The 13,231-nt window shown below is 55.8% G+C and carries 9 protein-coding genes; 4 read left to right on the forward strand and 5 right to left on the reverse strand.

Annotation, left to right across the window (positions count from 1 at the left end):
* Positions 1-22: 22 nt before the first annotated feature.
* Both K0H80_RS17080 and K0H80_RS17085 read right to left on the reverse strand, forming a co-directional pair.
* Positions 23-601 (reverse strand): LON peptidase substrate-binding domain-containing protein, encoded by a 579-nt coding sequence (locus K0H80_RS17080; RefSeq protein ID WP_011867145.1) that lies wholly within the window; start codon positions 599-601, stop codon positions 23-25.
* 210 nt (positions 602-811) lie between these two features.
* The gene (locus tag K0H80_RS17085) at positions 812-1,867 is read right to left on the reverse strand and encodes an alpha/beta hydrolase (protein ID WP_220072371.1); all 1,056 of its coding nucleotides are present in this window, start codon (positions 1,865-1,867) and stop codon (positions 812-814) included.
* A gap of 117 nt (positions 1,868-1,984) precedes the next feature.
* Between K0H80_RS17085 and K0H80_RS17090 the strand changes: the two genes are divergently transcribed.
* The 4 genes from K0H80_RS17090 to K0H80_RS17105 all read left to right on the forward strand — a co-directional run bounded on the left by K0H80_RS17090 (position 1,985) and on the right by K0H80_RS17105 (position 6,713).
* The gene (locus tag K0H80_RS17090) at positions 1,985-2,425 is read left to right on the forward strand and encodes a hypothetical protein (RefSeq protein WP_220072372.1); all 441 of its coding nucleotides are present in this window, start codon (positions 1,985-1,987) and stop codon (positions 2,423-2,425) included.
* A gap of 28 nt (positions 2,426-2,453) precedes the next feature.
* On the forward strand, positions 2,454-3,518 hold the full coding sequence (locus tag K0H80_RS17095) for a DUF3080 family protein (RefSeq protein WP_220072373.1): 1,065 nt from the start codon (positions 2,454-2,456) through the stop codon (positions 3,516-3,518).
* Positions 3,519-3,607: 89 nt separating this feature from the next.
* On the forward strand, positions 3,608-4,069 hold the full coding sequence (locus K0H80_RS17100; RefSeq protein WP_220072374.1) for a NanQ anomerase/TabA/YiaL family protein: 462 nt from the start codon (positions 3,608-3,610) through the stop codon (positions 4,067-4,069).
* A 364-nt stretch (positions 4,070-4,433) separates the two neighbouring features.
* Positions 4,434-6,713, forward strand: a complete 2,280-nt coding sequence (locus K0H80_RS17105) for an aminotransferase class V-fold PLP-dependent enzyme (protein ID WP_220072375.1) — start codon at positions 4,434-4,436, stop codon at positions 6,711-6,713.
* An 83-nt stretch (positions 6,714-6,796) separates the two neighbouring features.
* Here K0H80_RS17105 and K0H80_RS17110 read toward each other — a convergent pair whose 3' ends face one another.
* The 3 genes from K0H80_RS17110 to K0H80_RS17120 form a co-directional block, all read right to left on the reverse strand.
* Positions 6,797-8,017, reverse strand: coding sequence for an OprO/OprP family phosphate-selective porin (locus tag K0H80_RS17110; RefSeq protein WP_220072376.1), 1,221 nt, complete (start codon positions 8,015-8,017; stop codon positions 6,797-6,799).
* A gap of 735 nt (positions 8,018-8,752) precedes the next feature.
* The gene (locus K0H80_RS17115; RefSeq protein ID WP_220072377.1) at positions 8,753-9,667 is read right to left on the reverse strand and encodes a pepsin/retropepsin-like aspartic protease family protein; all 915 of its coding nucleotides are present in this window, start codon (positions 9,665-9,667) and stop codon (positions 8,753-8,755) included.
* A gap of 322 nt (positions 9,668-9,989) precedes the next feature.
* Positions 9,990-13,220 (reverse strand): efflux RND transporter permease subunit, encoded by a 3,231-nt coding sequence (locus K0H80_RS17120; RefSeq protein ID WP_220072378.1) that lies wholly within the window; start codon positions 13,218-13,220, stop codon positions 9,990-9,992.
* Positions 13,221-13,231 lie beyond the last annotated feature (11 nt).

A 13,231-nucleotide genomic window follows, 5' to 3' on the forward strand; every position in this document is an offset into this window, starting at 1 on the left:
TTGCAGCCCGGATGAGAGCAAATTATTGCCCGGCGTGGGACTTGATCAATTCGAGTACAAAATCCATCGTCTTGTGACAATCGGGCTGATTGACCAACACCTGCTTGTCACGATTATACAGGGGCAGCACCTCTAGCCAACGCTGGCTGACCCAGGTGGCATCTTCCAAGTGCAGATCCGCATATAGCTCCTGCAGGGCGGGATTGACCAGATAGAACTGCTCTAGTGCTGCACTGATCAGCTCAAATTCGCCCTTGATAGGCTCTTCACGCCAATTGTTACAGCTCAGCGTCCTGGCGATCCAGTTACCGTCGCGCCGCTTGGCCGCCGAGAAGATCTTCACCCTCTGCTTGCCTTCCAGCACCAGGCCTAAACAATCGTCTTCGAGCTGATTAAAATCTATGATCTCGCACTGAGTCGCCAGCGGATAACAGGGGGGATTGGCCTGAGGCCGGGACATGGCAAAGGCTAGGGGGAAGTGCCCCTTGAGCACCTCGGCAATCAGTTTCAAGCTGCTAGGCCCCGCCACTCGTATCTCTATTCTGCCGTCGGGCAAAAGTAGTTCGTCGCGGGTGATCAACGCCATCTCTTGAGTCAACATAGCAACCTCCTCCCCCTTGGTCGGTGATCGCCGTGAGTGTCGAGTCAGTGCGACTAAAAATTAACCAAGGAGCAATAATGATAAAGTGTAGCAGTTGTCAAAATTACTGCTCGAAACGCCATTATTGGATCGGCGATGCCATGCCAATCAAAATACCAGGTCCTTCGCTTATTAGACCCAGAAAGATTCCCTTTTGTTGCAGCCACTTCATTAGAAAGTGTTAATGTGACGCATAATATCGCCACTATTTAATACCTTATCTAAGTCCTCTGCCAGCACCTCACTCATCTGCGCCGCCTGTCGCCAATAGCGTATCCGCTCCTCTGTATTAAGGCGACTGAAGTCATTTCGGTCCGGCAGTTTGCCATAGGGAAGTTGGCTCAAATACTCCTGGCTAGGAGCCAAGATCAGGGCATTGTCATAGTTATGTTTGGCCCGTCGCCAGGGCAAGGATTTGTCGAACCAGCCGGGCAGGATCTTGCTGTAGAAGTGGGGATACAGGGTCAATCCAGGCGCGTGGGCCAGGGGCAGATCGAAGTGATAATCTGTGATGCCACCGTCGTAATAGTGCCCGGCGGGAGCGCCTTCGATGCGCTCAACAGGTGCCAGCACCCAGGGGATAGAGCCGGTCGCCAGCAGAACCTGGGCAATATTCTCCCCGGTCAGGGCCAGGTGACGACCAGGCAGATCCTTTAATTCATTAAAAGGCGAGGCTGCGCCGCCGCTGCCAAACAGGTAACGCTCGAAGTGCCATCCCAGGGTGCGACGACTCAGCAGATTAGTGACCGCCGTGGTGGCAAGACCGGCGCCAAGTGCCGCTCTGTGGGACAAACGGTTGAGATGACGGCCACGACAGGCGATGAAATGGCTCTTGATCACAGGATTGCCGACGATATCCGCCCCCTGCTGCGCCCCCAATATGCCAGAGACGATACCGGCTACCTTATGCGACACCTCGCTCGCCGTGGGCTTGGTCTCGTAACGCTGGCCAATATATTCCCGCTCCAACCGCTCATAGGCCGCCAGGGGCTCCTGCTGTGCCAAACAAGCTAGGCGCCAGGCGCCAGATGAGGCACCCAGGGTATAGAGCGGCGTCTGTCTCGCCTTGAAGAAGGTGCCAAACAGATACTTATCCAGCGCGGCTATGCCAAGCCATTTTGGCCCACCCGAGGCAGCCAACACCTGGGTGAAGAGCTCGGGTTTCAGCCCCTGCTCGGCGATCTGTTTGTAGGCGGTCGGCCCGGCAAGAAAACGTAACTTAAGCACCTAACTCGGCTCCCTGAATTTATCTGTGTGCGTGACTTAAGCCATTCTATAAGAATTGCACTAAACTTGTCAGCGCGATTAAAATAGGCCGGTGGCAGGAGGTCACTGAGGATCAAAATGGACGACACGGTAACAATTAAGCCCTATCAAACACTCGCCTACGTCATCATCACGCTGACGGCCAGCCTGTTTATCATAAAGCAGCTTTTCCTAAGCGCCTTCGATGACCAATGGTGCCTCTTCATAGGCTACTGCCTGGCCATGCTCATCTGGGCTGGCGCATTACTGAAACAAGAGATCGTTTTTACCCCTCGGGCGATCGCCTTTATCAATATCCCCCTCACAGGCAGGGCTAGCCTTGGCAAGGAAACCCAGATCGCCTATAGAGATATTTCTGGCTGCCACCTAATGCTCGCCGGATTGGAGATAGCCACAAACACAGAGGCCATCAGGGTTAGCCTCAGGCTCAACGACAGGCTCATCTCCTGCCTCAGTGATAGTTTCGAGCGCCACGGCCTGCAAGCGACCCGAGAGGCTGTGCAGAAAAACCTAGCCTGAATTCACCCCACTCTCGGAAGGAGTCAACTTGCCACAGACTCACATCAGACGAACGACCAAGGGCCTGCTGATGCTCTGTCTCTTGCTATTGCTCTGTCTCTTGCTCTGGCTGCCTGGCTGTCAGCGCGCCAAGGATGTGGATTATCTCTGGCAGGACTACAGTCAGCGACTGGCCCATGTGATAGACCAGCCCTACTCGCCCCCGGAGTTTAAGCCCATGCAGCTTGGCAAGGCCGACAGGCAGGAACAGGCCTCGATCACCATCTCGATTCTCGACACCCTGTCTCTGGGCCACTGCCCCCTGGGCCGCCTCATCGCCGACCACAACAGCACCCTGGGCAAGGTGGCACCGCCCAGTCAACAACTCATCTATCAGATAAGCTTTATTCAGCTGGCACCCGCCTGTATCGACACCTTGGATGAGGGGGAGCTCAAGACCAAGCTGACACAGGCACTCCAGCAGAAACAAGCTGATGCGATGACCTACTTTAATCGGGTGCTCACCGGAGACAAGAGCATCACCAAGAGCCTGTTTATCGGCTACGACTCCTTGGTACTCGATGAGATGCGCGCTGGTCGCTTCGAGCTCGAATCATCCATCGGCCAGCTGCTGAGCATCAAAGGTCACATCAAGCAGCGCCAGTGGCAGCAGATAGACACGGCCCAGATAGAGCCCGCCCTCGCTCTCATGGCTCACCAAACACTTCTACAGAGATACCTGAGATCCCTCGCCTACAGTCAGGCACAACTTGTTGCCCTCAACGACTATCTGCAGCGACACAGCGCGTCGGTCGCCTGTCGTCCCAATCATGCCAACCGCAAACAGGAGATACTGCAGAATGTGTTTCATAAATACTACCTGGCCCAGACTCAGGCCTATCTGTCACAGCTCAATCAGCTGCATTATCGCCTGAGTGAACCGCTACTCGCCCTCTTTGCAGGCAGTAACCATCAGGCCTTCATCGAGCACTATTTCGGCGAGCAACCAGGCGCCCTGCCGGAGCAGCTAAAATCCCAGATGCGCAGACACGTCAAGTGGTGGCAGGCCTTCAGGGAGAGCTGCAATATTCCCCCGCCTAATTCCTCCACCTAACCGCTAGATAAGCTGCTACACCCCAGGCTATCTTGCCGACCAAAAAGCCTGCTACACTATCGGCTCTTTACAAGCCCGAGCCTCCAATCATGATCTTAGACACCTTAGATAACCTGGCACACTACACCCACCTGGGACCGCGCATTGCCAAGGCACTGCAACACCTCAAAGAGACAGATTTCAACCAGCTACCGGTGGGCAACTATGAGCTGGAGGGCAAAGATATCTTTGTCATCGTCAACGACTATGAGACCAAACCCAGAGAGGTCGAACCCTTCGAGGTGCATCGCAAATATATCGACGTCCAGTATGTGGTGAGCGGCGAAGAGGAGTTTGGCTATCTGCCCCTGGCGGATCAGACCCCATCGAAACCCTACTACGACAAACACGACTACGCCGAGTTTGACTATGAGTCGAACAAGGCGCGCGCCGCCTTTATTCCCTTCAAGGCCGGGATGTTTGCCCTCTTCTTCCCCCAGGACATGCATATGCCGGGCGTGTCGGCGACGCCGCAGAAGGTGCGCAAGGTCGTCATCAAGGTAAAGATTTAGAGTCTATTGGCTCTTGCTGTATGTTAACGCCCGCGCCTGTCGCGGGCGTTTTGCATTATCTCATTCTCGCCTCATCCCCATCTGATACAAAATGTTACCTGGACTTATCCTCGCCCACCATGCCGGATACCGACGCTCAGCCCCAGCCACATAGCCTCTGATGCCGCTTCTCTTATGCGACTCCCACTGCATTCTCATTCCAAGCCTCTTGTACAAACCTCACTTAGAAATGCCTGTTTGGCGCCAAAAACATGATCTTGATCAATACTCACAAGCTGCTAATATAGCCACATCGAATTACATATACCTTTTTGTTATATGGGAATTTTTTCTAATAATAAAAACAGCAAGAAGCGAGTATCCCATGCACCACACATCCCCGCTTAGCCAGATCTATCTAGACGCCAACGCGACCACTCCGGTACTGCCTCAGGCAGCCAAGGCCGCACTGGGTGCCATGGAAGATCTTTTCGGTAACCCCTCGAGCAGCCATATCACGGGCCTGAAAGCCAAGAGCCTGATGGAGCAGACCCGCCTGCGCGCCAAGCAGATCCTGGGAAGCGGCCAGGGCAATATCATCTTTACCAGCGGCGCCACCGAAGGCATACAGACCGCCATTCTCTCCGCCCTCACCAAGGCCAAGGCCAGCCTGGATCCCAACAAGCAGTACAGCCTACTCTATGGCGCGACCGAACATAAGGCGGTGCCCAACTCATTGGCCCACTGGAATCAACTATTAGAGATAGGCGCCGAGCTCAAGGCGATTCCCGTCGACGACAAGGGCGCACTGGATCTCGACTTCATCGCCGCAGAGGTGCCCAACGCCCTGATGATCTGCACCATGGCGGTCAATAACGAAACCGGCGTCTATCAAGATCTTAAGGCACTCGATACCTGCATTCGTAAGCACAACCCTGAGGTGTTCTGGATGGTGGATTGCGTCCAGGCCCTGGGCAAACGCCCCTTAGCCCTGGCGCAGACCAGCATAGACTATGCGCCATTCAGCGGTCATAAGCTGTATGCCCCCAAGGGGATCGGCTTCGTTTATATACGTGATGGCGCCCCCTTCACCCCCTTCATCGCAGGTGGCGGCCAGGAGGGCGGACTACGCTCGGGCACAGAGAACCTGCCGGGCATGGCCGCCCTGAATCAGGTGTTCGCCATGCTGCTGGCCGAGCAAGACAGCGCCTTCCATAGCCTGTCTACCCTCATCGATTATCGTGAGCAGCTGGCCAAGGCGTTGAAGCGCGCCTTCCCGACCCTGGTGTTTAACCACAGCTTCGACAACAGCGTGCCCACCACCTTAAACTTTGCCGTGCCCGGCTTTAGCAGCAAGGAGATCATGGATCTCTTCGACGCCGCCAATATCCGTGTCAGCTCAGGCTCGGCCTGTAGCTCTAAGGTCACCCGCAGCTTCGTGCTCGATGCCATGGGCCTCCCGGCCTGGCAGAGCGAGTCAGCCATTCGCCTCTCCTTCGGCCCGGCCATGACCCAATCTGAGGTGGATCTAGCCTGCGAGCGCATTCAATCTGCCGCCAACGCCCTAGGCAACAGCTGTCTCACCCTGAGCAGTAATGAGGCAGCAGCAGATAAGCAGCCGCTGAACGGCCTGGTCCAGCTCAAGTCTGGCTCCAGCTGCAGCTGGATCTATGCCGACCAAGAGAGTAAACAGGCGGTGGTTATCGATCCCCTGCCGGAACTCGATCAGCGTATCGACACCCTGCTGCAGTGCCAGCAGCTCGAGCCTATCGCCTTCATCGACACCCATGGTCACGCCGATCATGTCTCGGGCCGCGTGGCATTAGCCGCCCGTTATCTGCCACAGCAGGCAAGCGATCATCTGGGCTGGCCAGTGGATCACCAGCTCACCGAGATAGGCGCCAGACCGGCGCAGGCAATCTCCCTAGGTCAGTACTCTCTGGTGAAGCTGGCTACTCCTGGCCACACCAATGACAGCATTAGCCTCCTGCTATGCTCGCCCCAAGGCGAGGTGATCTACGCCTTCTGCGGCGACCTCGTCCTGATGGGCAGCCTGGGCCGCACCAACTTCGACAGCAGCTGCGCCAAGCAGATGTACAACAGCCTCAAGCTGCTACACAGCCTGATTGGTGACGACACCCTGCTCTGCCCGAGCCACGACTACAACAACGAGTTCACCACCAGCTTCGCCGCCGAGTTCAGGGTCAATCCGCTGCTCAACGAGGTGATCAACGGCACCATCTCTATGACGCAGTTCGAGCAGCAAAAAGCGAGACTGGATACCCATCTCAAGGATGAAGCCGGCAGCGAGATCATCTGCGGCGCCTACACCGGCGGTTGCAGCAAGGCCAAGGTGAAAGAGTACGATAGCCAGTCGCTGCAGCTACAGGTGGGTCAGTCGCCGCAGCTTAAGTTACTGGATATTCGCGAGCCCCACGAATACGCCCTGCAACATGAGCTGGGGGCTCTGGGTGAGCAGACGATCAACGTGCCTATGACCAGGCTAGTGCAGTTCGTGCAGGAACATAAGCAGGAGAGCGACGCCGAATGGGTGCTGGTCTGTCGTAGCGGCAGCCGCTCACTGGTGGCAGCCCAGGCGCTACATAGACTCGGCTTTAACAAGATAGCCCACCTCAAAGGCGGCTACGCGCTGAGCGACAGTTAAGGCTTGCTATTACCCCTTAGCTGACCAACACAAAAAAACCGCATCAAGTGATGCGGTTTTTTATTAGCTCACACACTAGCCCACTAGAAGTAGTAGCCAAAGTTGATGTTAAAGCGCTTATTAGTACCGCCATCACCCACCATGGAACCACCGATGAAGGGCTGGTTCTCGGCCACCACGAAATCGAAATAGGTATAGAGGCCACCTGCGGTGACCGCCACCCCAGTCACGTTCATGAAAGTATCTTTTTGCCCGCCAGGCTTATCGGTAACAAGCGAGTAGTCGTTGTAGAAGGTCAGGTTTGACACAGGCCCCCAGGCCACCGGCAGGCTATAGGCTAGGTCGGCCACATAACTGGTCGCCTCGGCGGGGATCGAGTCATAGAAGGCATAGGCGGCCACCACCATGCGCTCCACATCCATGCCATCGACATCATATTTGTAGTCAGTGAGCTGCAACTTGAGATTCCAACGATCGTAGTTGACCACGCCGTGCAGCGCCGCCGCGACCTGATCGCCATCTGTGCCGTTCTCGATCTCAAGCTGACCCAGCTGGCCCGATACCCCCAGCTCAAGCTTAACCTCATCGAATTGAAAGCTATGACTGTAGCGGGCGTTGAAGGTGTTCTTCTCACCGGCGGCATAGCCCGCCGTTGGCGCATCGTAGATCCCCTCGCCCGGCAGACGAACGCCCACTACGTCATAGGCATATCTGTGGGTGCGGTCCGACACGTAGCCGTCCAGGCCACCCTGCTCGTCATTCTTGTAGAAGGCCAGATCCAGTCGGTTGCTGTCGCTCTTATAGGTGTAGTTCAGGCCCAGGTCATAATCGTCTTCCAGGCCGAGATAGAAGTTAGAGCTGAAGAAGTAGTTGTTCGAGGCGTAGGTCAGGATACCGAAAGGTACCTGGGTCACCCCTATCTTACCCTGCTGCTCATCGTCGAAGTTGTAACCCACCCAGGCGTGATGGATCACATTCATATACTCGAACCAACGGTACTGAGCGGAGAAGATAACGTCATCCAGATTACCGTTCACATCGATACGGAAGAGATCGAAGTCGAAATCACCACCGCGATCGGCGTTGGCATCGGAATAGTCCTCATAGGAATACTGGAAACGGGCCGCGCCGCCAAACTTGATCGACTTGTCCATCTCCTTTGCTTCGGGTGCCTGCTCCTTTTCGGCCTCCAGCTGCTCGATGCGTGCCTTGAGCGCCTTAAGCTCTTCATCTACCGTGGTGGCACCTGCGTTAGCGCTCAGCGCCAGCGCAATACAACTGGCCGCAAGGGTATAGCGAATCATGATTCATCCTCTTCGATTGACTTAGGTTTCTACTTTCACACTGCCATCTGCCCCATGGATAGTGAGGGACATGTCCGCCACTGTGCCTTACCCCATCAAGACTGAGCTCCATCAAGGCTTAGTAACTCCGGAAAGCCCCAATAAAGACTTAGTCATAATCATTTTAATTCAAACTATAAAAATAACTGTCGGCGCCATCAGAACCAACATATTGACCTGACAAAATCCGACAACACAGGGCGCAAGTGAAAGCTTATAGGCAAAAATGTAACACAAATAGCCCATAAATTACATATTAACCAAAACCATGAAACTCTAACCATCGAGATGAAACCTGAAAAAACTAATAATAACTCAAACCAAGCAAGGAGTAGGCGCTCGAAATAATGACTAGTTTAAAAGTTATTTTAAACGGCAGAATTGCCCAAAGAGAGGGCTCAGAGAAACGAGTGACAAAACGTCAAATAAACTAGAGAAGAGAGATACAGCTGCGACATTCGATAACCCTCAAGCCTAGCTATCGCAACGGACAGTTTGTCATCAAATGCGGCTAGATTTCTTTAGGAAATTTGTGAATGCCGGACCAACAACTAAAGTGAACTGAAGCGGATTCTCTGTCGACAGAGACTAGAGAGACTGCTGTGAACCTTGAACCTATCAAGCATAAAACGTGCGCTGACAGAAGCACAGCTTCTGTCAGCTTCAGATAAAATCGAAGTGAAAAACTTTAGCGCCTTACGACTCTTCTGGCAGACCGACATGCATATGGCCACTCTTATAATCTATGGTTAACACGAAATGTTTAAGCACGTCGTAACCCACTAGACCTTTAATATTCTTGCCTCTGATGTGAGAGAAGCTGGTACTCGCCTGGCCAGATATTTGCTCAACCTCTCCCTCACCGGGTACGCTTACCATTACATTTTCCAGCGTGAAGGGGCCAAACTCCACCTCGGGCATGCGAAAGTTGTCTGTACTCGCCATGCCATTCACCCCAACACCCATACCGGATTCCTTGCCAAACTTGTCTAACCAATCATTTTCCGTGGCCATCAGTCGCTTTAGAAACAAGCCGCCGCTGTTGCCAGTGTCTAAGATAAGCCAGGCTTTCTTCTCGCCATTGAGGCCGACCTGAACAACTGGCTGACCCGTACCACGATCCATCTCCATGCGAATATTTTCCAGCTTAGCCAGATCCACCGAGTCTCGCTCAAATAACCTCATTCTCTGGTTAGGATAATCAATCTGAAAGATAAATTTCTCAAGCAATCCGGCCCCGAGTAGCAGCTGTACCTCATGATGACCGATCCTCAGGCCCGCCAGCTGATCGAGCTCGATATCGGCGCCAAACAAGTTGGCTTTAACATTGTTAAACAGCTGACGTGTCTCGGTGCCGTAAACCCCTTTGATATTGATTTTGCCCCCCTTGGCAAACTCAAAACCATGGCGATTGATAAAACTCAAATTGATGGCATTGACCTGGGAGCCACTATCTAAGATGGCGCGTCCCTCTATGCCATTAATGGTCACGGGAAGGTTTATGTGGCCGTCGATAATCTTGAAATCGACCCAGTTAGTGACCGCAAGAGACGGAAAAGCGCTCAAAAGAGCAAGTAGAGGGAGCAATAATTTACGGGTGATGGCAAACATCTATCATCCTTAATTTGACGAGAATTCCTTGGCGGTCAATCTAAAGTGGGAGTCCAGAATTGTCAATAAAATGTAACAAAACCTCTGCTACAGGAGATAGGAGATAATAGGAAAAAGCGCGGCATCCTGCCGCGCGTGCTCACTAAAGGGCACTCCCCTTTGCAGCCTCTCCCCACAGGTTAGGGATAGGGAGAAACAGAAAAGGAGACTTCTTGTGCCCCAAAGCGTCACCAAGGAGACGCAACCGCGATGGCAAACTGAAAGCACCGCTGCCTCCGGCCGTCCCTGGCCCCATCGAATCACTTGGTCTTGGTGCAACAAACTAGTCTAGGGCTTCCAACTCCTTGCCCCCCTTAAGCGCCTTGGTCTCGTAGAGCCAGCGATACAGGGTCGGCAACACCAGCAGCGTCAGCGCGGTAGAGCTAAACAGGCCGCCTATGATCACCACCGCCAGCGGCTTTTGGATCTCGCTGCCCACACCGCTAGACAGGAGTATTGGGATCAGCCCCAGCGCCGAGGTCAACGCCGTCATCAGCACGGGGCGTAAGCGGCCCACAGTGCCTTCATACACGCTGGTGTAGAGGGCTTCTCCCGAGGCACGCCTCTGGTTGATCGAGTCCACCAGCACCACGCCGTTAAGCACCGCCACGCCAAACAGTGTGATAAAGCCGATAGAGCTGGGCACTGACAGATAGGTGCCGCTGATATAGAGGGCCACCACGCCGCCAATCAGCGCCAGCGGCACGTTGGCCATGATCAGGCCCACCTGCTTGATGGAGCCGAAAGAGAAGTAGAGCAGCAGGGCGATCAGGGCGATGGAGATGGGCACCACCAACATCAGCTTCTGCTGAGCCCGCTGCTGGTTCTCATACTGACCGCCGACCACGACCGTATAACCCGGCGGCAGATCCGCCTGAGGCACTATGGCGTAGATATCCTTCACCACAGAGCCCATGTCGCGTCCCGACACGTTGGCCTGCACCACCACCCGGCGTTGCACATCGTCACGGCGGATATTAGGCGGCGCCATCTCGACCACCACATCGGCCACCTCGCCCAGGCGTACGGTCGCACCGTTTACGCCGCTGAGCAGGAGATCTTCCAGCGCATCGGGCGCGCTGCGATATTGGCTGGCCAGACGCACATTGATGTCGTATCTGGCGTTGCCGTCGATCACCTGCCCGGCGCTGACACCGCCTATTCCCTGACTCACCAGGCTCATCACCTCATCGACGCTGATGCCGTAGCGGGCCAGCAGATCGCGCTTGGGACGCACCACAAGCTGGGCCTCGCCAGACACCTGCTCCAGGGAGACGTCCACCGCCCCCTCGATACTCGACACCAGCTCACTAAGTTCCTGCCCCTTGCTGGAGAGCACCTCGAGATCCGGGCCAAACAGCTTGATCGCCAGCTGGGCCTTCACCCCAGATAGCAGCTCATCGACACGGGTAGCGATGGGCTGGGAGAAGGTAAACAGCAGGCCGGGGAAGACGCTCAGCTTCTCTTCCATCTTGCGCTGCAGCTCGAGACGGGTCTCGGCGTGTTCCCACTCCTCGATCGGCTTGAGGCCGATATAGATCTCTATGTTGCTCACAGGCTCAGGGTCGCCCCCCAGTTCCGGGGCGCCGATACGGCTCAAGGCATAGTCGACCTCGGGAAAGGTCATCAACATGGCCTCTAGCTTGGGCGCCACATCCAGCGAGGTGGCCAGGCTGGCGGTTGGCGCCAGGGTCACCCTCAGGTTGATGGTGCCCTCCTCGAGCTCGGGCACAAATTCGGTACCTAGCCTCGGCAGCAGCGCCATGCTGATGCCGAACAGGGTCACCGCCGTCACTAGCACTAATTTGGGCCTGCCCATGGTGGCACTGAGCAGGTGACGATACAGGGCCTCCACCGGCTTGAGTACCGGGCTCTCCCTCAGGGTCACGCCGCGCTTAAACAGATAGACGGCAAGGGCTGGCACGCCGATCAGGGCGACAAACAGCGCCGCCACCATGGCCAGGATGATGCTCACCGCCATGGGCTGGAACAGCTTGCCCTCTACCCCTTCCAGGGCAAACAGCGGCGCAAATACCACTATGATGATGGCGGTGGCGAAGAAGATGGGGCTGCACACCTCCTTGGCCGCCAGCATTACCCTCAGGGCGATGCCGCTGCGCTCTCCTTCTCCCAGGCCATCTTCCTCGCCGTGGTAGGGGTCACACTCGCCAGAGGCCCGCGCCTTGGCCTGATCGATATGGCGTCTGTCCGGCTGGGTCAGGTGCTTGAAGATGTTCTCCACCATCACCACTGAGCCATCCACCAGCATGCCGATAGCCACCGCCAGCCCGCCGAGGGACATCAGGTTAGCCGACATGCCAAAGTAAGCCATCACCATCAAAGCCAGACCGATGGAGACTGGGATAGAGAGCAGCACCAGTGCCGTCGCACGCAGGTTCACCAGGAAGAGCGCCAAGATAACCACGATAAACAGGAAGGCCATCAAGAGGGCATCGCGCACCGTCTCTACCGCCTTGTTCACCAGATCCGCCTGATCGTAGAACACCTCGAAGGAGACGCCCTTGGGCAGGGCCTGCTCTATCATGGCGGTGCGGGCCGAGATATCGTCAATGGTCGCCTTGGTGTTAGCCCCCATACGCTTAAGCACCACGCCGGCGACGACTTCGCCCAGCGCCTTTGGCGTTCCGGCATCGTCGCGGCGGGTCATGGTGACCGCGCCAACACGGATCTCGGCGCCAAAGTCTACCTTGGCGATGTCGGCCACCCGCACCGGCGTGCCGCCCACCTCTGTGAGTGGGATCTGGGCGATCGCCGCCAGGCCAGCCTCACCCGCAGGCAGCAAGCCGTAGCCGCGAACCACCAGCTGCTCCTGTCCCTGGTCCATAAACCAGCCACCTGCGTTGCGGTTGTTGCTCTCCAGCGCCTGGGTCACCTGGGCCATGGAGAGGCCATAGCTGCGCAGCTTGTTGGGCTCTATCTGCACCTGATATTGACGCACCTCGCCCCCGAAGGAGAGCACGTCGGTCACGCCCCCCACCGGCATCATGATGAGCTTCACCAGATAGTCGTTAAGGCTCCTTAGCTCGGCGGCATCTATACCGGACTCAGGCGTAGCCCGCAATATATACTGATAGATCTGTCCCAGTCCCGAGGTATTGGGGCCTATCTCGGGCACCCCCACCCCGTCAGGGATCATCTCCCTGGCGGCCTGCAACTGCTCGAATACCTGCTGACGGGCAAAGTAGATATCTGTGCCCTCGGCAAACACCACAGTCACTATGGAAAGGCCGGTGCGTGACAGAGAGCGCACCTCGGTCACCGACGGCAAGGCATACATGGCCGATTCCACCGGGTAGCTGATCAGCTTTTCCACCTCCTCGGCCGCCAGCCCCTCGGCGGCGGTGTTAACCGTCACCTGCACATTGGTGACATCGGGAAAGGCATCGAGATTGAGCTTAGGTAACATGGCGACGCTGGCTACCACACCACACAGCAGCGCCAGGGCCACCAGAAGCCGATTGCGTATCGCGCTATCGATAAGTTTCTGAAGCATAAGGGCTACCT

The sequence above is a fragment of the Shewanella aegiceratis genome (assembly GCF_019457495.1).
GTDB classification, from domain to species: domain Bacteria; phylum Pseudomonadota; class Gammaproteobacteria; order Enterobacterales; family Shewanellaceae; genus Shewanella; species Shewanella loihica.